16 protein-coding genes and 1 tRNA gene are annotated in these 20,427 nt (G+C 67.3%); 9 read left to right on the top strand and 8 right to left on the bottom strand.

Annotation, left to right across the window (positions count from 1 at the left end; translation table 11 throughout):
- Nucleotides 1–33: 33 nt before the first annotated feature.
- The 3 genes from rsfS to G370_RS0119635 all read left to right on the top strand — a co-directional run bounded on the left by rsfS (nt 34) and on the right by G370_RS0119635 (nt 1,078).
- A complete protein-coding gene (rsfS, locus tag G370_RS0119645; protein WP_005410536.1) occupies nt 34–444 on the top strand; it encodes a ribosome silencing factor in 411 nt (136 codons plus the stop codon).
- Between the two features lie 64 nt (nt 445–508).
- Entirely contained in the window at nt 509–979 is a 471-nt protein-coding gene (gene rlmH / locus G370_RS0119640; RefSeq protein ID WP_019662111.1) for a 23S rRNA (pseudouridine(1915)-N(3))-methyltransferase RlmH, read from the top strand.
- Between the two features lie 22 nt (nt 980–1,001).
- A tRNA-Asn gene (locus G370_RS0119635) sits at nt 1,002–1,078 on the top strand.
- A 132-nt stretch (nt 1,079–1,210) separates the two neighbouring features.
- Here the strand turns inward: G370_RS0119635 and G370_RS0119630 are convergent.
- From G370_RS0119630 to G370_RS0119615, 4 genes are all read right to left on the bottom strand, one after another.
- A complete protein-coding gene (locus G370_RS0119630; protein ID WP_026347279.1) occupies nt 1,211–2,632 on the bottom strand; it encodes a basic amino acid/polyamine antiporter in 1,422 nt (473 codons plus the stop codon).
- Nucleotides 2,633–2,761: 129 nt separating this feature from the next.
- Nucleotides 2,762–5,590, bottom strand: coding sequence for a TonB-dependent receptor (locus tag G370_RS0119625; protein ID WP_019662109.1), 2,829 nt, complete (start codon nt 5,588–5,590; stop codon nt 2,762–2,764).
- Between the two features lie 191 nt (nt 5,591–5,781).
- On the bottom strand, nt 5,782–6,432 hold the full coding sequence (locus tag G370_RS0119620; protein ID WP_019662108.1) for an energy transducer TonB: 651 nt from the start codon (nt 6,430–6,432) through the stop codon (nt 5,782–5,784).
- Between the two features lie 216 nt (nt 6,433–6,648).
- On the bottom strand, nt 6,649–7,386 hold the full coding sequence (locus G370_RS0119615) for an SIMPL domain-containing protein (RefSeq protein ID WP_019662107.1): 738 nt from the start codon (nt 7,384–7,386) through the stop codon (nt 6,649–6,651).
- A gap of 130 nt (nt 7,387–7,516) precedes the next feature.
- Between G370_RS0119615 and G370_RS0119610 the strand changes: the two genes are divergently transcribed.
- The 4 genes from G370_RS0119610 to tldD are packed head-to-tail and all read left to right on the top strand — an operon-like array spanning nt 7,517 to nt 14,996.
- Complete coding sequence (locus tag G370_RS0119610) at nt 7,517–8,125, top strand: Maf family nucleotide pyrophosphatase (protein WP_019662106.1); 609 nt, start codon at nt 7,517–7,519, stop codon at nt 8,123–8,125.
- Nucleotides 8,118–9,605 (top strand): ribonuclease G, encoded by a 1,488-nt coding sequence (gene rng, locus G370_RS0119605; protein WP_019662105.1) that lies wholly within the window; start codon nt 8,118–8,120, stop codon nt 9,603–9,605. Before G370_RS0119610 ends, rng begins: the two co-directional genes overlap by 8 nt.
- A 30-nt stretch (nt 9,606–9,635) precedes the next feature.
- On the top strand, nt 9,636–13,490 hold the full coding sequence (locus tag G370_RS0119600; RefSeq protein ID WP_019662104.1) for a YhdP family protein: 3,855 nt from the start codon (nt 9,636–9,638) through the stop codon (nt 13,488–13,490).
- A gap of 60 nt (nt 13,491–13,550) precedes the next feature.
- Complete coding sequence (gene tldD / locus G370_RS0119595) at nt 13,551–14,996, top strand: metalloprotease TldD (protein WP_019662103.1); 1,446 nt, start codon at nt 13,551–13,553, stop codon at nt 14,994–14,996.
- A 41-nt stretch (nt 14,997–15,037) separates the two neighbouring features.
- Here the strand turns inward: tldD and yjgA are convergent, their stop codons facing one another.
- The gene (gene yjgA / locus G370_RS0119590; protein ID WP_019662102.1) at nt 15,038–15,628 is read right to left on the bottom strand and encodes a ribosome biogenesis factor YjgA; all 591 of its coding nucleotides are present in this window, start codon (nt 15,626–15,628) and stop codon (nt 15,038–15,040) included.
- Between the two features lie 67 nt (nt 15,629–15,695).
- Here yjgA and pmbA point away from each other — a divergent pair, with 67 nt between their 5' ends.
- Together pmbA and G370_RS0119580 are read left to right on the top strand one after the other, a co-directional pair.
- Nucleotides 15,696–17,063 (top strand): metalloprotease PmbA, encoded by a 1,368-nt coding sequence (pmbA, locus tag G370_RS0119585; RefSeq protein WP_019662101.1) that lies wholly within the window; start codon nt 15,696–15,698, stop codon nt 17,061–17,063.
- An 87-nt stretch (nt 17,064–17,150) separates the two neighbouring features.
- On the top strand, nt 17,151–17,522 hold the full coding sequence (locus G370_RS0119580) for a DUF4870 domain-containing protein (RefSeq protein WP_019662100.1): 372 nt from the start codon (nt 17,151–17,153) through the stop codon (nt 17,520–17,522).
- 111 nt (nt 17,523–17,633) lie between these two features.
- On the opposite strand, the gene G370_RS0119575 is transcribed toward G370_RS0119580, so the two are convergent.
- The 3 genes from G370_RS0119575 to tilS are packed head-to-tail and all read right to left on the bottom strand — an operon-like array spanning nt 17,634 to nt 20,085.
- Nucleotides 17,634–18,512 carry a polyprenyl synthetase family protein gene (locus tag G370_RS0119575; protein WP_019662099.1) on the bottom strand — a complete coding sequence of 293 codons (879 nt, stop codon included), beginning with the start codon at nt 18,510–18,512 and terminating at the stop codon, nt 17,634–17,636.
- Nucleotides 18,502–18,762 carry an exodeoxyribonuclease VII small subunit gene (locus tag G370_RS0119570; protein ID WP_005410522.1) on the bottom strand — a complete coding sequence of 87 codons (261 nt, stop codon included), beginning with the start codon at nt 18,760–18,762 and terminating at the stop codon, nt 18,502–18,504. The genes G370_RS0119575 and G370_RS0119570 overlap by 11 nt, the downstream gene beginning before the upstream one ends.
- A 36-nt stretch (nt 18,763–18,798) precedes the next feature.
- On the bottom strand, nt 18,799–20,085 hold the full coding sequence (gene tilS, locus G370_RS0119560; RefSeq protein WP_026347278.1) for a tRNA lysidine(34) synthetase TilS: 1,287 nt from the start codon (nt 20,083–20,085) through the stop codon (nt 18,799–18,801).
- Nucleotides 20,086–20,427: the final 342 nt, after the last annotated feature.

Here is a 20,427-nt window from a genome sequence, read left to right as displayed (position 1 = left end):
TAATCGCCCCCACGTTTATCGAGTCGATCCACTTTGAGCAACCAGACCCAGCCCCAGACCATCAAGGTCGATCTTCCCAGCCCGCCGCCGTCCGTGCCGGAACTGCTGGCCAGCGTCCGCCAAGCCACCGAAGACCTGAAGGCCAAGGACCTGGTCGAGATCGACGTGCGCGGCCGGTCCAGCGTTGCCGATTACATGATCGTCGTTTCGGGCACCTCGACCCGCCACGTCAAGTCGATTGCCGATGAAGTCGTGCGCTTCGCCAAGAACCTGGACGTGATGCCACTGGGCGTGGAAGGCGAGCGCGAGGCCGAGTGGGTGCTGGTCGACCTGGGCGACGTGATCGTCCACGTGATGCTGCCGCGCGTGCGTGAGTTCTACGCCCTCGAGCGCCTGTGGACCGTCGGCGACCAGCCGCCGTCCAGCGACGACGAAGTGGCCTGAGCCACACGATGATGCATCCCTTCGACGGCGCCGATGGCGCCGTCGACGTTTTGGAGGACCGCTGATGAAAGCCCGCCTGATCGCCACCGGTGAACGCGCCCCCAGCTGGGTCGCGCAGGGCTTCGCCGAGTACCAGAAGCGGCTGTCGCACTGGCTGCCGTTCGAGCTGGTCGAAATCGAGCCTGGCCTGCGCGGCAAGGGCCGCGATCCGCGTCGCGCCACGGAGGATGAAGGCAGGCGGGTAATCGCTGCGCTGCCGAAGAACGCTTATGTGGTGGCGCTGGATGTGCCGGGCCGCCAGCTCAGCTCCGAACAGCTGGCACAACGCCTGGAGCATTGGCGCGGGCAGGGCAGGGACCTGGCGTTCCTGATCGGTGGCCCGGAAGGGCATTCGCCGGAAGTATCCGCGTTGGCCGATGAGAAGTGGTCGATTGGACCATTGACGCTGCCGCACATGCTGGTGCGGCTGGTGGTGGCCGAGCAGCTGTATCGGGCTGCCGCAATGATCGCCAATCACCCCTACCATCGCGCGTGAAGAATGGTTATACTAGTCGTCTGCCCGAATAGCTCAGCCGGTTAGAGCACTTGACTGTTAATCAGGGGGTCGTTGGTTCGAGTCCAACTTCGGGCGCCACCTTGAGAAACCTGCATCGCAAGATGCAGGTTTTTTTTTTTTTGCGTCTTTGTGGAGTCGAGCTTGCTCGACTGCTGTTGCGGAGCCGAGCCGTGCTCGGCTGCCTGTGCGAAGCCGAGCGTGGGCTCGGCTCTACAGTGCCAGCGCTCCTCGCCAGAACGCCACCAGCGTGGCGATCGCCACGATCAGGATCGCACCGAACAGCACCCATTCCCAACGCGTGAATACCCGCTCGCCGCGTTGGCGCCGGGTCAGTGCGAACAACACCACGCCGGGCACGTACAGCAATACCGACAGCAGCAGGTTGTCCAGGCCACCGGCATACACCAGCCACAGCGCATACGCACTGGCCAGCACTGCCACCCCGAAATCACGCCAGCGCACACCCGGCTCACCGGCATAGGCCTGCCCGCGCCAGGCCAGCTGCACGCCGAATGCCGTGGACAGGAAGTAGGGCACCAGGCTCATCGACGCAGCGAGCAGCACCAGCCCGGTGTAGCTGCCCGAACTGACCAGCACCAGCAGCAGGAACAACTGGATCAGGCCATTGCTCAACCACAGTGCATTGGCCGGCACACCACGCGCGTTCTCGCGGCCGAGGAAGGCGGGCATGGTGCCGTCGCCTGCGGCGGCATAGAGCACTTCGGCGCACAGCAGCACCCAGGCCAGCAATGCACCGAGGACGGAGATGATCGAACCGATGATGATTACCGTCGCGCCCCATTCGCCGACGATGGCGCGCAGCACATAGGCCATCGACGGATTGGGCAGCCCGGCCAGTTCGGCCTGCGACAGCACGCCCATCGACAGCAGGCTGACCAGCACCAGCAGCAGCCAGACCCCCAGGAAACCGATCACCGTGGCGCGGCCAACGTCGGCGCGGCGCGCCGCACGCCGTGAATAGATGCTGGCGCCCTCGATGCCGATGAATACCCACACGGTCACCAGCATCATGCCGCGCAGCTGCTGGCCGAGATCGCCGAGCGCGGGTGTGCCAAGGAAATCGGCACGGAACACCTCCATGCGGAACGCACCTGCTGCCAGGATCAGGAACAGCGTGATCGGCAGCAGCTTGGCCACCGTCACCAGGCCATTGACGATGGCCGCCGTACGCAGGCCACGCAGCACCAGCAGGTGCACGGTCCACAGCAGCACTGACGACGCCGCCACGGCGGCAGGCGTGTTGCCTTCGCCGAACACTGGCAGGAAATGGCCGAGGCCGCTGAAGATCAGCACGAAGAAGCTGGCATTGCCAAGCACCGAGGCGACCCAGTAGCCCCAGGCCGCAGAGAACCCGATGTAGTTGCCGAAGCCCTCACGCGCGTATGCGTAGATGCCGGTATCAAGATCCGGCCGGCGGTTGGCCAGGGCCTGGAACACGAAGGCCAGCATCAGCATGCCGGCGCCGCTGACCGCCCAGCCGAGCAGCGCCGCCGCCGGACCGGCGCTGCGCGCTACGTTCTGCGGCAATGAGAAGATGCCGGCGCCTACCATCGAGCCAACTACCAGTGCAGTCAACGCGGGCAGGCCCAGGCGTTGCGATGTCGTGGCCATGGTGATCCCCTGCGGCGGTAGTGCCGCTTGCACACGGTAGCCACGTGCCTGTGAACATGCATGCAAGGCGTGCAACGACGAAGGCCCGGGCTGCTGCCCGGGCCTCCGAAGTTGATGCGTTGAACGGTATTACTTGAAGGTGTACTTGGCGCCGACGGTGAAGTAGCGACCGATGGCGCCGCTGAAGTGCAGCGGGTTGTAGTTCACGCCACCGTAGGTGGTCGGATCGAGCGGAGCAATGCGATCGAACACGTTCTGCACCGAGGCGTTCAGTTCGAAGGCTTCGGTGATGTTCCAGCGGCCGGACAGATCGAAGGTGGTGAACGAGGAGATCTTGGTGACGTCGGTACCGTCGGCGTAGGAGAACTGGTACGAACCCTCCGGACCACGGAAATCCTTGTTGTCCATCTTGGAGATGTAGTTGGCGACGCCGCTCACGCTCCACGGCCCCTGACGCCAGGTGGTACCGAAGTTGATCCGATCCTTTGGCGTACCGATGCAGTTGGTCACGTCGCAGTTGCCGTGGGTGCCTGCATAGTCGAAGGTCTCGTCGGAGTCGGTGCGCTCGTACTTCAGCACATGGCTCCACTGCAGGTCCATTTCCAGCTGGCCCGGGCCGATATCGAAGGTCTGGCGGATATCGGTATCGATACCGCGCACGCGCGTGGATGCCGCATTGATGTACGCGGTGTTGACCGCCAGGATGCTGCCGGTGCCAGCGATGCCGTTGATCAGGTCGATATCACGCAGCACGTTGCCGGCGGCGATGGCATCGGCCGTGGAGCCTTGGGCGATTTCGTTGGTGCGCTTGATCTGCCAGGCATCCACGGTCATCGAAGTGGTGGAGGTCGGCTGCAGCACGATGCCCACCGAGTAGCTCTTGGACTCTTCCGGCTTCAGGTCCTTGTTGGGGCGGGTGATGATCGCGACCGGGCGCGAGCTGCAGTTGGTGCCGACATCGGCCGGCGGGCTGACGGCGCAGCGCACCGGATCGCGGGCGTTGGAGAAGGCGGCCAAGCCACCATCGCCGTTCTCGGCCGGGTTGGGGGCGCGGAAGCCTTCGGCGTAGCTGGCACGCAGAGCGATCCAGTCGGCTGGGGTCCACTTGATGCCCAGCTTCGGCGTGGCCTTGCCTTCGCCGCTTTCGTACTTGTCGTAACGCAGCGCGCCGGAAAGTTCCAGTTGCTCCAGCACCGGTGCCGACAGTTCGACGTAGCCGGCGTAGACATTCTGCGTACCGTCATAGGCCGAATAGCCCAGGCCAATGATGTCACCCTGGTCGGTGTAAGTCTGCGGGGTCAGGCTGTTGCTGGTCTTGCGCCACTCGGTACCGATTGCCAGGCCCAGCGGACCACCTTTCAGGTCCATCAGGCTGCGCGACACGGTGAAGTCGAACATGTCCAGGCTGGACTTGGCGCGTGCGCTGATGGTCGGCGAGATGTAGTCGTACAGCGCCTGCGAGTTGAGGTTGGCATTGTCGCCAATACGCCACACGCCGCCGGCACAGTTCGGGTTGCCCAGCGCGCACTGTACAGCGCTGTAGCGCAGGAACCCGGTGCGCTTGTTCACCAGATCGGTACCGGAGTGCAGGTAGGCGGTGTCGTAGCTCCAGTCACCCCAGTTGCCCTTGACGCCGACCAGGAAGCGGTTGAACTCATTGGTGTTGTTGGTCACGCGCGGGCCGACATCCCAGGCCGAGTAGCGCAGGCGCGAGGCCTGGCCCTGGATCGGATTGTCGGGATGGGTCGGCGACAGCACCACGGCGCCCGGGCCGCTGCTGGCATTGCGCGGGCCAAGGGGATAGCCCCAGCTGCCGGAGACGCCGGACGGTGTGTTGCTGAAGATCGTTTCCTTCTTCGAGTAGCCGATCTCGGTGTAGACCTCGCCGCCTTCGCCGAAGGCGAAGCTGGCGCGGCCGAACACGTTGACGTACTTCTCTTCAGGCGTGAGATCACGGAACTGCTGCGCCGGATCCCACAGGCAGCCCTGGGCCGCCACTGACGCGTCGGTCTGGCCCGGGATGGTGGTCAGGCCTTGGCAGCCGGGCAGTGGCACGAGCCTTGCCGGATTGGTCGCCGTGACATTGCGGTCGTCATACACCGAGCCATTCGGACCGACGCCTCCGCTGGTGCGGCCATTGAGGTAGGCGCCGCCGAGGAACTGGGCATTGTTGCCATAGCCCCAAGGACGGATGTCGCCGGTGCCGATCCACTTGCGGTTCTTGCGATCGCTGATCTTGATCGCGTCGGTCTTGCCGACGTCCAGGCTGAAGAAGGCATTCCAGCCGTCAGTGGCCAGGTCGCCGGTGCCGGCGGTCAGGGTCGCCTTCTTCGCGTCGCCATCGCTGTCACCGGACAGGCCATAGGAGCCACGCAGGATGGCGCCCTGGAAGTCGCTGCGCAGGATGATGTTGACCACGCCGGCGATGGCATCGGAGCCATAGATTGCCGAGGCGCCGTCCTTGAGCACTTCCACGCGCTCGACGGCATCGAGCGGAATGGTGCTCAGGTCGGTGAAGACCTTCTGGCCGTCGTCGGCCAGGCCGTAGGTGGCCATGCGGCGGCCGTTCAACAGGACCAGGGTCGAGCCCGCGCCCAGGCCGCGCAGCGAAATGCCGGCGCCACCACCGGCAAAGCCGTTGCCGAAGGTCTTGGGGATGGAGCCGGAGCCATCAGCGGTCAGGGTCTGCAGGTATTCGGCAACCGTGGTCTTGCCGGTGCGGTCGATTTCCTGGCGGGTTACTACCTGCACCGGCGACGGCGTTTCAGTGTTGGTGCGCGGAATGTTCGAACCGGTGACCGTGATGCGGTCCAGGTTGGTGGCCTTGTCCTGCGCGAAGGCGGAGGTGGAAGCCGCGGCGCCAACCAGCAACAGGGTGCTGCCGGTAAGGATATGGGTGATGGACGATGCCAGAGTGCTGCGGCGGCGGCTGGCGGGCCGTTGGATCAGGTGTTTCACAGCTTCTCTCCTAACTGGAAAACCGTAGCGTTGAGGGCTGTCTCCGGAAGATTCCGGGACGGATCAATCTAGGTTTCCGGTAGGTGACGAAGTCGTGAATTTTTGCTTAATCGGTAACGGTTGATCCGGTTCCGTCCGTTGGCACGTGCAGGGAAGCGCCGGCCCGGCAGGTGGCCGGGCCGGCGATCACTTCACTCCGGCAGCGAGAACTGCACCGGCACCATGCCGATGGCCGGTACCGCCACGCCATCACGCTGGGCCGGCTCGAAGCGCCAGTGCCGGAGCACCTGCAGGCGCGCGGCCTGGTCCAGGCTGCGCGAACCGCTGCTGCGCTCGATGCTGACCCCCGTCGGCTGCCCGCGGGTGTCCACCTCTACCCGCAACAGCACAGTGCCCTGTTCGCGGTTGCGCAATGCCGCCAGCGGATAGGCCGGCGGCGGGGCGCTGCGGTACTGCAGCTGGGCACCGGCCAGTGGTGCGGAGGTATCGATGCTCGGTGCAAGCTGGGGCGGGGCCGGTTCGGCGGCCGGCAGCGCGATGCCCTGGGCTTCTTCCACGGTTGCGGTAGGAGCTGGAAGCGGCGGCGCGGCCGGCTGCGTCTGTGGCTTCGGTACGACCCGGGCGACCTCCCTGGGCTGTTCCAGCACCGGGGGCGGCGGCGTTGGCGGGATCTTCTCGATCAGCCTGACCGTGGTCTTTTCACGCGGGGCCTGCACGGCCTGGTAGGTCGCAGGGATGAGCAACAACAGGAAGGCCAGCAGGTGCAGGGCGATCGCCGCGCTCCAGGCGGCAACGCGGGCGGGGTCGAAGTGCAGGGATGCAACGGGATACGTACGAACCATGGTCCACCTCCATGCCAGTGACGAAGTCCTCAACGCACCAGGGCCCGTGGCGGGGTTGCCGCACGCGGCTGGCAGTGCATCAGTAGCGCGCCCGGGCGGCCACTGCATAGAGGCAGGGGCACCCGTGTTGGGCTGGCCTTCAGCCACTGCCGTCGGAATGCACGAAAAAAGGCGGGTCCCCTGGGGAACCCGCCTCTGTCGGCAATGACCAACGGCTCAGCGACCCAGTTCGAACACCACGTCCAGGTTGACCGAGACGGTGGATTCACCCGGCGCGACCGGGGTGGCCTTGTCCATCGCCGCACCGGCCGCCATGGTGCGCATCATCGGCATCGGGCGGAAACCGCCATTGCTGTTCTCGGAGATGCTGACGATGCGGCGCACCTGCAGGCCCAGTGACTTGGCATAGGTCTGGGCGCGGGCCTGGGCCTTCCTCAGCGCAGCCAGGCGGGCTTCGTCATACACTGGTTCCGGCTGGTCGATCTCGAAGCTCGGGCCGTTGATCTGGTTGGCGCCCTGCGCGGCCAGCGCGTCCAGCACCTTGCCGAGCTTGGCGATGTCGCGCACCTTGAGGCTGACCGTGTTGCTGGCCTGGTAACCGGTGATCTTCGGCGCTTCGTTGTCGGCGTAGCGGTACTGCGGGTTGAGGCTGACGCCGCTGGTCTGCACGTCGCGCTCGGCGATGCCGGCGGCCTTGATCGCGGCCAGCACCTTGTCCATCTGCTGGGCGTTCTGGCGCATGGCGCTGTTGCCATCGGCAGCCTGGCTCACCACGCCGGCCGACAGCGTGGCCACGTCAGGCACGCGGGTGGCCTCGGCATTGGCCGAGATGTTCAGCAGCGTGCCCTCGGCCGGTGCGGCGATCGATGGCGAGGACGGAGCGGCATGGGCGGTCATCGAGGTTCCAAGGGCGAGGGACAGGGCGAGCAGCAGCGGGGTGGCAGTCAGGCGCATGGGATCTCCTTGTTGTGCCGTTGAGGGTGGTGTCGTAGCGATGAACGCGTTGTGAGTCCGTTCGGGGTTGAACGCGTTCCGGGACGGGTTGCCGACGATTCAGGTGGCGGCCTCAGGTTATGCTGTGCCGATGCTCTACCTAGCTTCCCGCTCCCCCCGACGCAACCAGCTGCTGGCCCGACTCGGACGCCCCTTCCAGGCATTGGATCTGGAGGTCGTCGAGCAGCGTGCGCCCGCTGAAAGCGCCGAACAGTACGTCTGCCGGGTCGCCGCCGAAAAGGCACGCGCCGGCCTGGCCCGGGTGCTGGCCAATGACCCGCAGGCGAGGGTGCTTGGTTCGGACACCGAGGTGGTGCTGCATGGCGAGGTGTTTGGAAAGCCCGCCGACGCTGCCGATGCCCGGGGGATGCTGGCGCGTCTTGCCGGGCGTACCCACCAGGTGATGACGGCCGTAGTGGTGGTCGGCGCGGACGGGCTGGACAGCGAACTGGTCATTTCCGAAGTGACCTTCGCCCCGATCGACGCTGCCGACATCGCCGCCTATGTCGCCACCGGCGAACCGCTGGACAAAGCCGGTGCCTACGCCATCCAGGGCGGGGCCGAGCGCTGGATCGAGCACCTGTCCGGCAGCTACTCCGGCGTCATGGGGCTGCCGTTGCTGCACACCGATCGTTTGCTGGCGCGCTGCGGCGTGCCGGCCCCCACCGCCGATGCCGCCAGGGAGGCTGCAGATGTCTGAGGAAATCCTGGTCAACGTGACCCCGCGCGAGACCCGGGTCGCGGTGATCGAAAATGGCATGCTGCAGGAACTGCACATCGAGCGTGGCTGGCGCCGGGGTGTGGTCGGCAACATCTACAAGGGCAAGGTGCAGCGGGTCATGCCCGGCATGCAGGCCGCCTTCGTCGAAGTCGGGCTGGAGCGCGCCGCGTTCCTGCACGCCAATGACGTGGTGCGGCCGGCGCCGGTGGCCAGTGCCGATACCGAGAACACCACCCTGCCGCCGCCGGCCAGCGTGCCGATTGTCGAGCTGCTGCGTGACGGCCAGGACATCGTCGTGCAGGTGGTGAAGGACCCGATCGGCACCAAGGGCGCACGCCTGACCACGCAGATCAGCATTCCCTCGCGCTACATGGTGCTGCTGCCGCAGTCCAAGGTGGTGGGCGTGTCGGCGCGCATCGAGGACGAAGCCGAGCGCGCCCGCCTGAAGGCGCTGGTGACCGAGCTGTCGGCGCAGCACGGCGGCTACGGCTACATCGTGCGCACCAACGCCGAAGGCCAGCCGGCCGAGGCCATCGCCGAGGACATCGCCTACCTGTCGCGCGTGTGGAACGTGGTCGAGCGCCGTGGCCGCGAAGCGCCCTCGTGCAGCATCATCTATGAAGACCTGAGCCTGCCGCTGCGTTCGGTGCGCGACCTGATCCGCAAGGATGTGGACAAGGTGAAGGTGGACTCGAAGGAGACCTTCGGCCAGCTGCAGGCCTTCGTCGCCAAGTACATGCCGGTGCTGGCCGAGAAGCTGGAGCTGTATTCCGGCGATCGCCCGATCTTCGACATGTTCGGGGTGGAGGACGAGATCGGCCGCGCGCTGGACAAGCAGGTGCCGTTGAAATCCGGTGGCTACCTGGTGATCGACCAGACCGAGGCGATGACCACCATCGACGTCAATACCGGTTCGTTCCTCGGCCAGCGCAACCTGGAAGAAACGGTGTTCCGCACCAACCTGGAGGCTGCGCAGGCGGTGGCGCGGCAGCTGCGGCTGCGCAACCTGGGCGGCATCATCATCATCGACTTCATCGACATGGATGATGCCGAGCACCGCCGCCAGGTGCTGCGCACGCTGGAAAAGGCGCTTGCGCGCGACCATGCCAAGACAACAGTCTATGACTTCTCGCCGCTGGGCCTGGTGGAGATGACCCGCAAGCGCACGGTGGAAAGCCTGGAGCGCCAGCTGTCGGAAACCTGCCCGCAGTGCAGCGGCCGCGGCAGCATCAAGACCACCGAGACGGTGACCTACGAGATCTTCCGCGAGATCACCCGCGCGGTGCGCCAGTTCGACGCCGCGCGCCTGCTGGTGATCGCCTCGACCAAGGTGGTCGCGCGCATCACCGACGAGGAATCGGCGGCGGTGGCCGAGCTGGAGGAATTCCTCGGCAAGAGCATCCGCTTCCAGGCGGACGAGCAATACCTGCAGGAGCAGTTCGATGTCGTTCTGCTCTGATCCTCGCCGGCTGCAGGCCGGCGGTGGCCGATGAGCGCGCCGCCGCGCCTGCGACTGCGAAGGATCCGCCGTCATCTCATTGCCGCCTGCGCGGTGGGCCTGGTCGGGCTGGCACTGCTGGTGGGCACCCTCAGCCAGCTGCTGCCGCTGGCCGAGCGCCACCCCGACAGGATTGCGGCCTGGCTGAGCGAACGTGCCGGCCAGCCGGTGCGTTTCGACCAGCTGCAGACGGCCTGGACCCGTCGTGGCCCGTTGCTGCAGCTCAAAGGCCTGCATATCGGCGCGGGCCGCGGCCTGGCCATTGGCGAGGCCGAGGTGCTGGTATCGATGTACAGCGGCCTGTTGCCTGGCCGTTCGCTGACCGAGTTGCGCCTGCGTGGGCTGGCGCTGGATCTGCAGCAGGATGCAAGCGGTCGCTGGTCGGTGCGTGGGCTGCCACAGTCCGCCGACGGTGGAGATCCGCTGGATGCGCTGCGCCGGCTGGGCGAGCTGCAGGTGATCGGGGGGCGCCTGGGCGTGCACTCGCCGACGTTGGGCATCGACACCACGCTGCCGCGCATCGACCTGCGCCTGCGGGTCAATGGCGATCGCCTGCGCGTGGGCGTGCGCGCCTGGGCCCAGGCCGAAGCGCTGCCATTGACTGCGGTGCTGGATGTGGACCGCACGCGTGGCAACGGCGAGGCCTGGCTGGGCGCCGATCCGGTCGATTTCCATGCCTGGTCTCCGCTGTTGGCGGCCGGCGGTGTGCGCCTGCGCGAGGGCAAGGGCGAACTCAACCTGTGGTTGACCCTGCGCGAATTCGTGCCGGTGGCGGTGACCACGGATTCGGACCTGCGCGACGTGCGCATCGATGGCGCACCGATACCCGGCATGGCGGCGCCGCAGCTGCAGCTGCAGCGACTGCAGGCCCGCCTGCGCTGGCAGCGCCAGGCCGAGGGCTGGGCGCTGCAGGTACCGCGCCTGCGGCTGAAGAATGAAGACGGCGAGCAGCGCCTCGATGGCCTGCAGCTGCAGGTCGGCAAACAGCTGCGGGTGCGTTCCGGTGAAGTGCAGGCCGGCATCGCGCTGCGTGCGCTGGCCCTGAGCGATCGCCTTGAGCCGGGCCTGCGTCGCTGGCTGTTCCTGTCCAGGCCGCAGCTGGACGTGCGCGCGTTGCAGCTGGCCGGCGAACGCGATGGCCCATTGTGGGCGCAGGGTGAACTGCAGTCGCTGGGCTTTGCAAGCGTCGGCAATTCACCGGGGCTGCGCGGCCTTGGCGGGCGTTTCGAAGGCGATGCCAATGGCTTCAGCCTGCAGCTGCAGCCGCAACGGCAGCTGCAGTTCGATTGGCCCACCGGCTTCGGCGTGCGCCACGACCTGCAGCTGGCCGGGCAGATCGTGGGCTGGCGCGACGAGGGCGGTGGTTGGCGGATCGGGACGCCGGCGATGCGTGTGGAAGGTACCGACTATGCGGCCGACGTGCGCGGCGGTGTGTGGTTCCAGGGCGACGGTACGCGGCCGTGGCTGCAGCTGGCCGCCAAGCTGGACGACGTGCCGATGACGGCGGCCAAGCGCTTCTGGATCCACTCCAAGATGAGCAAGGGCGCCACCGACTGGCTGGACATGGCACTGGCCGGCGGCCAGGTACGTGGCGGCGTCGGCCTGGTCACCGGTGACCTGGACGACTGGCCGTTCGACAACAACGATGGCCGCTTCGAGGCCACCGGCCACATCACCAATGGCGACATCCGCTTCCAGCACGATTGGCCGCTGATGAGCCAGGTCGATGCCGATATCGCCTTCATCGGCCCCGGCTTCGACATGCATGGGCGCGGCGACCTGGCCGGCGTGGCGGTGCAGAAGTTCGAGGCGGGCATCCAGGATTTCGGGCAGCAGCCGCTGTACGTGCGCGCCGATGCACAGAGCGAGGCCGGCAGACTGCTGGCCATGCTGCGGCAGAGCCCGCTGCACAAGGACTATGGCGATACCCTGGACAACCTCACCGCAGCGGGCCCGGCGCATGTGACCTTCGATCTGCTGCAACCGCTGCACCACGATAAAGGCGGTGGCCATCTGCAGGGGACGGTTGACCTGGCCGGCGTGAAGCTGGTCGACAAGCGTTTCCAGCTCGCCTTCGACAACATGCACGGGCAGGCGCGCTACAGCAATGGCGGTTTCGATGCCGAGGAACTGTCGGTGCGCCACCTCGGCCAGGACGGCCGCCTGAGCCTGCGTGCTGGTGGCTACGTGCACGACAGCAGACTGGCCTTCGAATCGAAGCTGTCGGCCACGCTTGACGCCGGCGTGCTGATCGACCGCGCACCGGAGATGGCCTGGCTCAAGCCCTACATCACCGGGACCTCGCCGTGGACCATCGCGGTCAACCTGCCCAAGGTGGCGCCAGGTGCTCCTGCGCCGCCCAGCGAGCTGCGCTTGAGCTCCGATCTGGTCGGCACCCGGCTGGATCTGCCGGCGCCGCTGGACAAACCGGCTGCCGAGCCGCTGGCGACCACCGTGGCCGCACAGCTGCCGATGGGTGCCGGCCGCATCGATGTGGCGTTCGGCCAGCGCCTGGCGCTGGCCGCGCGCAGCCACAACAACCAGACCGGCGTGCAGGTGACGCTGGGCAGCGACCATGTCGATCGCGAGCCGCCGCCCAGCGGATTGACCGTCAACGGCCGCAGCCCGACCTTGGACGCATTGGAGTGGATCGGCCTGGCGCGGGGCGGCAGCGATGACAACACGATGCCGCTGCGTGCGGTGGACGTGCAGGTCGGTCAATTGAAGCTGATCGGTGGCGTTTTCGAGCAGACCCGGTTGCAGCTGCATCCGGGCGCGCAGGCGCTGGACGTGCGCCTGGCGGGCCCGTCGCTGGCCGGGCGCCTGACTGTCCCCAATGCTGACGGCGGCACCATCAGCGGCCAGCTCGACCGTGTGCACTGGCAATCGCTGCCGGCAGCTCCGGATGCACCGGCCGCACCGGCCCGGGTCCAGGCCGGCGCCAACGATATGGACCCGGCCAAGCTGCCGCCGTTCGCGCTGGACATCGCCGACCTCAAGTTCGGCAAGGTGGTGCTGGGCCAGGCGGTGCTGCGCACACGACCGTTGGCCAATGGCCTGAACGTGGACGAGCTGCGCTTCCGCGCGCCGGACCAGGAGATCGACATCAGCGGTCGCTGGCTGGGCCGTGCCGGCGGAGCCCGCACCGAGCTGACCGCCCAGGTGCGCAGCGAGGATCTGGGCGGACTGATGCAGAACCTGGACTACGGCGGCCAGCTGCGTGGTGGCTCCGGCCAGGCCCAGCTGCAGGCCACCTGGAGCGGGGGGCCGTCGGACTTCCAGCTGGGCAACCTGCAGGGCCGCCTGGACCTGCACGCACGCAACGGCCAGCTGCTGGAGCTGGAGCCGGGTGCTGGCCGCGTGCTGGGCCTGCTCAGCGTGACCCAGCTGCCGCGGCGCCTGATGTTCGACTTCCGCGACTTCTTCTCCAAGGGCTTCGCGTTCAACCAGATCGACGGCAGCATGCAGTTCGGCCAGGGCATGGCGCGCACCGACAAGGTGCTGATCGAAGGCCCGGCAGCCAACATCACCATCCGCGGCCAGGCCGACCTGCGCAACCAGCAGTTCGACCAGACCATCGACGTCAACCCGCGTGCCGGCAACCTGCTGACCGTGGTGGGGGCAGTGGCCGGTGGCCCGGTGGGAGCGGCGTTGGGCGCGGCCACCAATGCGGTATTGTCCAAGCCGTTGGGCGAGATTGGCGCCCGTACCTACAAGGTGACCGGTCCATGGAAGGAGCCCAAGGTGGAAGTGATCGAACGCAGCCGCGACAAGGCTCCACCACCCGCGCCGGCACCGGCGCCGGCCATTCCACCGACCGTCACCGGCCTGCCGCGCCCGCGGTGAGCGCGGCCTTCCTGTTCACGGGGCTTGCCTGAGCGCCCCCGCATCCCCAGATCGAGAACCATGACTGACATCGCCCTGACGCTTGCCCAAGACCGCCTGCTGCGCCCCGGCGGCCTGGATACCGCTGGCCTGGAGCGCACCTTCGGCCAGTTGCTTGGCCCCGGTGTGGACTTCGGTGATCTTTACTTCCAGCATGCCCGCCGCGAGAGCTGGAGCGTGGAAGACGGCATCGTCAAGGATGGCGCCCATTCCATCGAACAGGGCGTGGGCGTGCGGGCAATTTCCGGCGAAAAGACCGGCTTCGCCTATTCCGATGACATCCACGCCGACGCGCTGCTGGCGGCGGCGCAGTCGGCACGTGCGATCTCACGCGAAGGCGGTGCCCAATCCGGGCGATCGCTACTGCGTGGCAACGCGCGCGCGCTGTACCCGGCGCTGGACCCGATCGATGGTATCGGCAACGAGGCCAAGGTCGAGGTGCTCAAGCGCCTGGATGGCTACCTGCGTGCCGCCGACCCGCGCGTGAAGCAGGTGATGGTGAGCCTGTCCGGCGGCGTCGACACGGTGCTGATCGCACGCAGCGACGGTGTGCTGGGTGCTGATGTGCGGCCGCTGGTGCGCCTGAACGTACAGGTGATCGTCGAGCACCACGGTCGCCGCGAGTCCGGCTATGCAGGCGGCGGTGGCCGCTACGGGTATGAAGAACTGTTTGCGGACGGGCGCCCCGAGGCCTTCGCCCGCGAGGCGCTGCGCCAGGCGCTGGTGAACCTGGACGCCGTTCCGGCTCCGGCCGGGGTGATGCCGGTGGTGCTCGGTCCGGGCTGGCCGGGCGTGCTGCTGCATGAAGCGGTTGGCCACGGGTTGGAAGGCGACTTCAACCGCAAGGGCACCAGCGTCTACGCGGGCCGCATCGGTGAGCGCGTTGCCGCCCCGGGCGTGACCATCGTCGATGACGGCACGCTGGACGGACGCCGCGGTTCGTTGAACATCGACGACGAGGGCCATCCCAGCCAGTGCACCACGCTGATCGAGGACGGCATCCTGGTCGGCTACATGCAGGACAGCCTCAATGCGCGCCTGATGGGCGTGGCGCCTACCGGCAATGGCCGCCGCGAATCATTCGCGCACATGACCATGCCGCGCATGACCAACACCTACATGCGTGCCGGCCAGCACGACCCGCAGGAGATGATCCGTTCGGTGAAGAAGGGCCTGTACGCGGTCAACTTCGGCGGCGGCCAGGTCGACATCACCAGCGGCAAGTACGTGTTCTCGGCGACCGAGGCCTACCTGATCGAGGATGGCCGCGTCACCACGCCGGTGAAGGGCGCGACCCTGATCGGGAACGGTCCGGAAACCATGCAGAAGGTGCGCATGGTCGGCAATGACCTGGCCTTGGACGAGGGCGTGGGCGTCTGCGGCAAGGACGGGCAGAGCGTGCCCGTGGGTGTCGGCCAGCCCTCGCTGCTGATCGAGGGCATCACCGTCGGCGGTACCCAGGCCTGAGCCGGGCGATGGCCAGCGCCACCGCCCCGACCGGCGCGGACTCAGTCCTCGTCGGCTTCGTCGGTCTCGACGTGGCCGGCGTCTTCGTCGCCCGCCGTCTTCAGGCCAAGCGCGGCCGGCAGCATCAGGCCGCGCAGCACCTGGAAAATCTCACGGTAGGCGCGCGGCGGCTTGTTCCTAGCCTTTTCGGCCTGCGCGTTGCGCACCAGCGTGCGCAGCTGCTGGCGATCGGCCTGCGGATAATCGTCGAGAAGGGCCGCCAGTGCCTTGTCACCCTCGGCCAGCAGGCGGTCGCGCCAGTCCTCAACGCGATGCATCATTGCCACTTCGCGGCGGCCGGTCTCGCTGTTGGCGTCCAGCGCGTCGCGGATCGCATCCAGCGTGGCCTCTTCTTCGCGCCGCATGTGCTTGGCCAGGAACGCCAGCTGGCGCTTGTGGGCGATGTGGGCGGTGATGCGCTTGCACTCGGCGATATGCGGCAGCAGGTCTTCCGGGATCGGCAGGCGCGCCAGCTGGGCCGGGGTCAACGACACCAGCTTCTCGCCCAGGGCCAGGACGTCGAGCGCGTCGCGCCGGTTCTGGCTGCGGCTCTTGTCGTGGAATTCACCGGTTTCTTCGTCGCGTCCGCGCATCGTCCATACCTGATTTCAAAAAAGTCGCCCGGCGTGATGCCGGGCCCAACCCGTACAGGATAAAGCATTGAACGTGATCGCCCCTGAAGTGGCCGTCGGCGACGACAGCGCGGCCCGGCTGGAACGGCTGGCCGACCTCTCCCAGCAGCTGCTCGACCGTGCCCGCGCGCTGGGCGCCAGCCAGGCCGAGGTCAGCTGCAGCGAGGATCGTGGCCTGGAGGTCAATGTCCGCCTTGGCGAGGTTGAGACCGTGCAGTCCACCCGTGACCGCGGTATCGCCGTCACCGTCTATTTCGGGCAACGCAAGGGCAGTGCCAGCACTGGCGACCTGAACGAGGCCAGCCTTGCCGCCACGGTCGAACAGGCCTGTGCGATCGCCCGGCATACCGAAGATGACCCGGCTGCCGGCTTGGCCGAGGCCGCGTTGATGGCCACCGACTTCCCGGATCTGGATGCCTGGCACCCGTGGGCGCTGCAGGCCGACGAGGCGGTGGACCTGGCCCTGGCCTGTGAGAACGCAGGCCGCGAGGCCGATGCGCAGATCCGCAATTCCGACGGCGCTTCGGTGTCAAGCATGCAGAGCCTGTCGGTCTATGCCAATTCGCATGGTTTCATCGGCCGTGAGCGCGGCACCCATCATTCGGTGGGCTGTGCGCTGATTGCCGGCCAGGGCGATGGCATGCAGCGCGATGGCTGGTACACCAGTGCGCTGGCCCGCGAGGATCTGGAGGAGGTGGGCCTGGTCGGTCGTCGTGCTGCCGAGCGCACCGTCGCCCGCCTGCAGCCTCGCTCGATGGCCACCGGCAGCATGCCGGTGTTGTTCGCCCCGGAAGTGGCGCGCAGCCTGGTCGGCCACCTGTTGTCGGCGGTGTCCGGCGGTGCCCTGTACCGCCAGGCCAGCTTCCTGCTGGACAGCGTCGGCCTGCAGTTGTTCCCCGGCTGGATGCAGATCGAGGAACTGCCTCACCTGCGCCGTGGCCTGCGTTCGGCCGCCTTCGATGGCGATGGCGTGGCCACCCGAGCTTCGGCGCTGGTCCGTGACGGCGTCCTGCAGCGCTACGTGCTGGGCAGCTACTCGGCACGCAAGCTGGGCCTGCAGACCACCGCCAATGCCGGTGGCGTGCACAACCTGCAGTTGGCCGCCAATGCTGGCGCGCTGCAGGACATCGCCCGGCAGATGGGCAATGGCCTGCTGGTGACCGAGCTGATGGGGCAGGGCGTCAACGGGGTGACCGGCGACTATTCGCGGGGCGCCGGTGGCTTCCGGGTCGAGAATGGCGAGATCCAGTATCCGGTGGATGGCATCACCATCGCCGGCAACCTGCGCGAGATGTTCAGCAGCATCGAAGCGGTGGGCAGTGATGTTGACCCGCGCTCGCACATCCGCACCGGCTCGATCCTGGTGGGGCGGATGACCATTGCCGGTAATGATTGATGGCGTCGATGGCGTAAGCTATGCCCGCCTGACGCAGCCAGCTTGGTGCTGGTGGGTCAAGACCACCCAATGAAAAGGAGTTTTGTCGTGAGCGAATTCGATAACGTCCCGCCGCCGCCGGCGACCACCGAGGCCCCGGCCGACCAGCGCACGATGGCGCTGGCTGCGCACCTGCTGGGCATCTTCACCGGCTTCATCGGCGCGCTGATCATCTGGTTGATCAACAAGGATGATGCGGGCAAGGCCTTTGTGACCGACCAGGCCAAGGAAGCGCTGAACTTCCAGATCACCGTGGCCATCGCCATGGTCATCTGCATGATCCTGACCATCGTCGTCATCGGCGCGATCCTGATGCCGATCGTTGGTCTGGTCAGCCTGGTGTTCTGCATCATTGCCGCCGTCAAGGCCAACAACGGCGAAGCCTATCGCTACCCGTTCGCGCTGCGCCTGATCAAGTAAGTTCGTCCGCACGCGGATACATGCAACGCCCGGCATTGCCGGGCGTTGTTGTTTGGCGCTCGTGCCGGGCCAAGCGCGGTGAGCGCAGTGCGGCAGCGTCGCCGCCAGCAATCAGTGATTGCGCTCCACCGCCAGCGTTGCCAGCGCGCGCAGCGGATCGGCTTCCTCGCCATGGCCGGCCAGGGTTGCCTGCATGCGCGCTGCCAGTTCGCGCAGCTGTGCTTTGGCGCCGTCCATGCCCAGCAGCGCCGGGAAGGTGCTCTTTTCCTGTGCCTCGTCCTTGCCGGCGGTCTTGCCCAGTTGTTCAGAACTGGCTTCCACATCCAGGATGTCATCGCGGACCTGGAAGGCCAGGCCGAGTGCATCGGCGAAACTGTCGAGCTGGGCCAGCTGCGGTTCGTGGGCCTGGCCGCACAGCGCACCCATGCGCACCGCCGCGCGGATCAGTGCGCCGGTCTTCAGTGCATGCATGCGGGTCAGTGCCGCCAGGGTCTGTTGCTGGCCGGTGGCATCGATGTCCAGCGCCTGGCCGCCGCACATGCCGGAGGCACCGGAGGCGTGGGCCAGGGTCTGCAGGCAGGCCACGCGCAGCGTGGCCGTCAGCGGCGCATCGGCCAGCAGGCCAAAGGCACGGGTCTGCAGGGCGTCACCGGCGAGGATGGCGGTAGCTTCGTCGAAGGCGATGTGGGTGGTCGGCTTGCCGCGGCGCAGCGCGTCATCGTCCATGGCCGGCAGGTCGTCGTGCACCAGCGAATAGGCGTGGATGAGCTCGACGGCCATCGCCGCCGCGTCCAGCTGTTCCGGCTGCGCGCCGAACAGGTGGCCACTGGCGTACACCAGCAGCGGCCGCATGCGCTTGCCGCCACCCAGCACCGAGTAGCGCATGGCCTGGTGCAGCCGTTGCGGGGCCTCGGCGGGCGAGGGCAGGGCGGCGTCGAGCTGGCTCTCGATGCGGTCGCGCCAGCGCGCGAACAGAACCTCAGCCGTCATGGCTGGGCGGATCGAACGGCTCGGATGCTTCCGGCTGCGCCGGATCGCTGAGCAGGCGCACGCGCAGTTCGGCCTGTTCCAGCGCCTGCTGGCACTGGCGATACAGACCGACGCCACGTTCGTAAGCACTGAGCGAGGCTTCCAGGCTCAGCTCGCCGGTTTCCATCTGCTCCACCAGCTGTTCCAGCGATTCAAGCGACTGCTCGAACTGGGCGACCGGGGAGGCGTTTTCGGGGGACTTCTTGGCCATGCGGCAAGTGTGGACGGGCTGCGCGCGGGGGTCAATTCACCAGCCGCCGGGACGCCAACGCAGCTGTGCCCCGTTCGCCTGCAACCAGGCCTGCAGGGGCGCGGCGATGACCACGTCGGCGGCGGCCAGCAACTGCGGGCCATCGAAGATCAACGGCAGCTGCGCGCGGCGCCACGGGGCAAGACGCTCACGTTGCAGGCAGTCCTTCAGCGCGTGCGAATGCTGGCGACCGGGTAGCAGGATGCGCTCACCGCCCGCGCGCGCACGTACCTGCAATGGGCGTTCGAAGGCCGGGGCGCCCTGCAGGCGCAGTTGTCCGCCATTGGGCAGCGCCAATGGCGCGCGTCCGTCCCATTCGGCCTGCCACGCGGGGGGGAGCGCAGGTAGCCGGGCTGGCAGCAGGTAGGCGTGGTCGCGCCATTGCTGGATCGCGTGATCGTGCCAGCGCACACGGGCCTGGCGATCGTTGCCGGCCGGCAGCAGTTCGTCCAGCGCCTGTTTCAGCACCGTGGCCGGCAACGGTGCTGCAGCATGGCCCAGCACCCAGGCGCGCAGCACGCGTGCGGCGCGGCCCGGCGACACTTGGCGCAGAAGTTCCAATGACAGCACGCGCGGTGCCACTTCCAGATGCGCGATCAGCTCGGCGTCTTCCTCGTCCAGCAGTTCGCGGGTCTGCCGGCAATGCGTCGCGCTGCCGGCCAATGCCGACGCCGCGTGCGGCCAGCGCTGGCGCAGCAACGGCAACACCTGCAGGCGCAGGAAGTTGCGATCGGCGTGGTCTTCCGCGTTGCTGGGGTCTTCAATCCATTGAAGCGCGTGCTGCCGGGCGTAGTGGAGCAGCGCGTCGCGCGACGTCGACAGCAGTGGTCGCCACAGGGGATGTTCGCCAAGATGGCTGTGTGCAGACATCGCTGCAAGGCCGTCGACGCCTGAACCGCGCAGCGCGCGCAGCAGGAAGGTCTCGGCCTGGTCGTCCTGGTGCTGCGCAAGTGCCAGCGTTTCGCCCTCGCGCAACTCGGCCGCGAACGCGGCGCGTCGCGCCTGCCGCGCCGCGCCTTCAAGGCCGAGGCCCGCACGGTTGTCGACCTGCACGCGATGCACGGCCAGTTGGATGCCCAGCGCGGCGCATTGCTGCCGGCAATGCAGCGCCCAGGCGTCCGCATCGGGTTGCAGGCCGTGGTGCACGTGCACCGCACGCAGTGCCGTGCCGGTGGGCTGGGCGCAGCGCCACAGCCAGTGCAGCAGCACGGTGGAGTCGGCACCGCCGCTGTAGCCCACCAGCAGCGGCGCATCCAGCGGAACGAGGGCAGGGAAGGCGGTCACGGCGGCAAGTATAGGGTGGGGTTTGCTTGGCAGGGCTGCGCCCTGCACCTGCTACGAGCCAGAGCAACAGCAACAGCTGGTCTGCTGAGGGATGGCGGGGTGGGTCCGGTTGCGGGGGACGCTGCAAGTACGTCCATGTAAGCTCGGTCGCCGCATCCATGCGGCTCACGCCCCCGCAACCGGACCCACCCCGCCTTCGACAGATTGCCGCGATCTGTCGGAACGGCGTCTTGCACCGCTTTGGTAGGTGTCGACCTTGGTGGACACAGTAGATCCACGCCATGCGTGGATGACTCATTCGATATCTGACAGATGTGTCGACCAAGGTCGACACCTACCAAC

The organism is Stenotrophomonas hibiscicola ATCC 19867 (assembly GCF_000382065.1).
Classification (GTDB): Bacteria; Pseudomonadota; Gammaproteobacteria; order Xanthomonadales; family Xanthomonadaceae; genus Stenotrophomonas; species Stenotrophomonas hibiscicola.
Note: the sequence above shows the minus strand (reverse complement) of the source record. Positions and strands in the feature narration are given on the sequence as shown.

Coding starts and splice junctions, on each gene's coding strand:
- tldD (WP_019662103.1), top strand. CDS start 13,551: ATGACTGACATCGCCCTGACGCTTGCCCAAGACCGCCTGCTGCGCCCC.
- G370_RS0119615 (WP_019662107.1), bottom strand. CDS start 7,386: ATGCGCCTGACTGCCACCCCGCTGCTGCTCGCCCTGTCCCTCGCCCTT.
- G370_RS0119620 (WP_019662108.1), bottom strand. CDS start 6,432: ATGGTTCGTACGTATCCCGTTGCATCCCTGCACTTCGACCCCGCCCGC.
- rlmH (WP_019662111.1), top strand. CDS start 509: ATGAAAGCCCGCCTGATCGCCACCGGTGAACGCGCCCCCAGCTGGGTC.
- G370_RS0119630 (WP_026347279.1), bottom strand. CDS start 2,632: ATGGCCACGACATCGCAACGCCTGGGCCTGCCCGCGTTGACTGCACTG.
- G370_RS0119575 (WP_019662099.1), bottom strand. CDS start 18,512: ATGACGGCTGAGGTTCTGTTCGCGCGCTGGCGCGACCGCATCGAGAGC.
- yjgA (WP_019662102.1), bottom strand. CDS start 15,628: ATGCGCGGACGCGACGAAGAAACCGGTGAATTCCACGACAAGAGCCGC.
- rng (WP_019662105.1), top strand. CDS start 8,118: ATGTCTGAGGAAATCCTGGTCAACGTGACCCCGCGCGAGACCCGGGTC.
- G370_RS0119600 (WP_019662104.1), top strand. CDS start 9,636: ATGAGCGCGCCGCCGCGCCTGCGACTGCGAAGGATCCGCCGTCATCTC.
- G370_RS0119570 (WP_005410522.1), bottom strand. CDS start 18,762: ATGGCCAAGAAGTCCCCCGAAAACGCCTCCCCGGTCGCCCAGTTCGAG.
- G370_RS0119610 (WP_019662106.1), top strand. CDS start 7,517: ATGCTCTACCTAGCTTCCCGCTCCCCCCGACGCAACCAGCTGCTGGCC.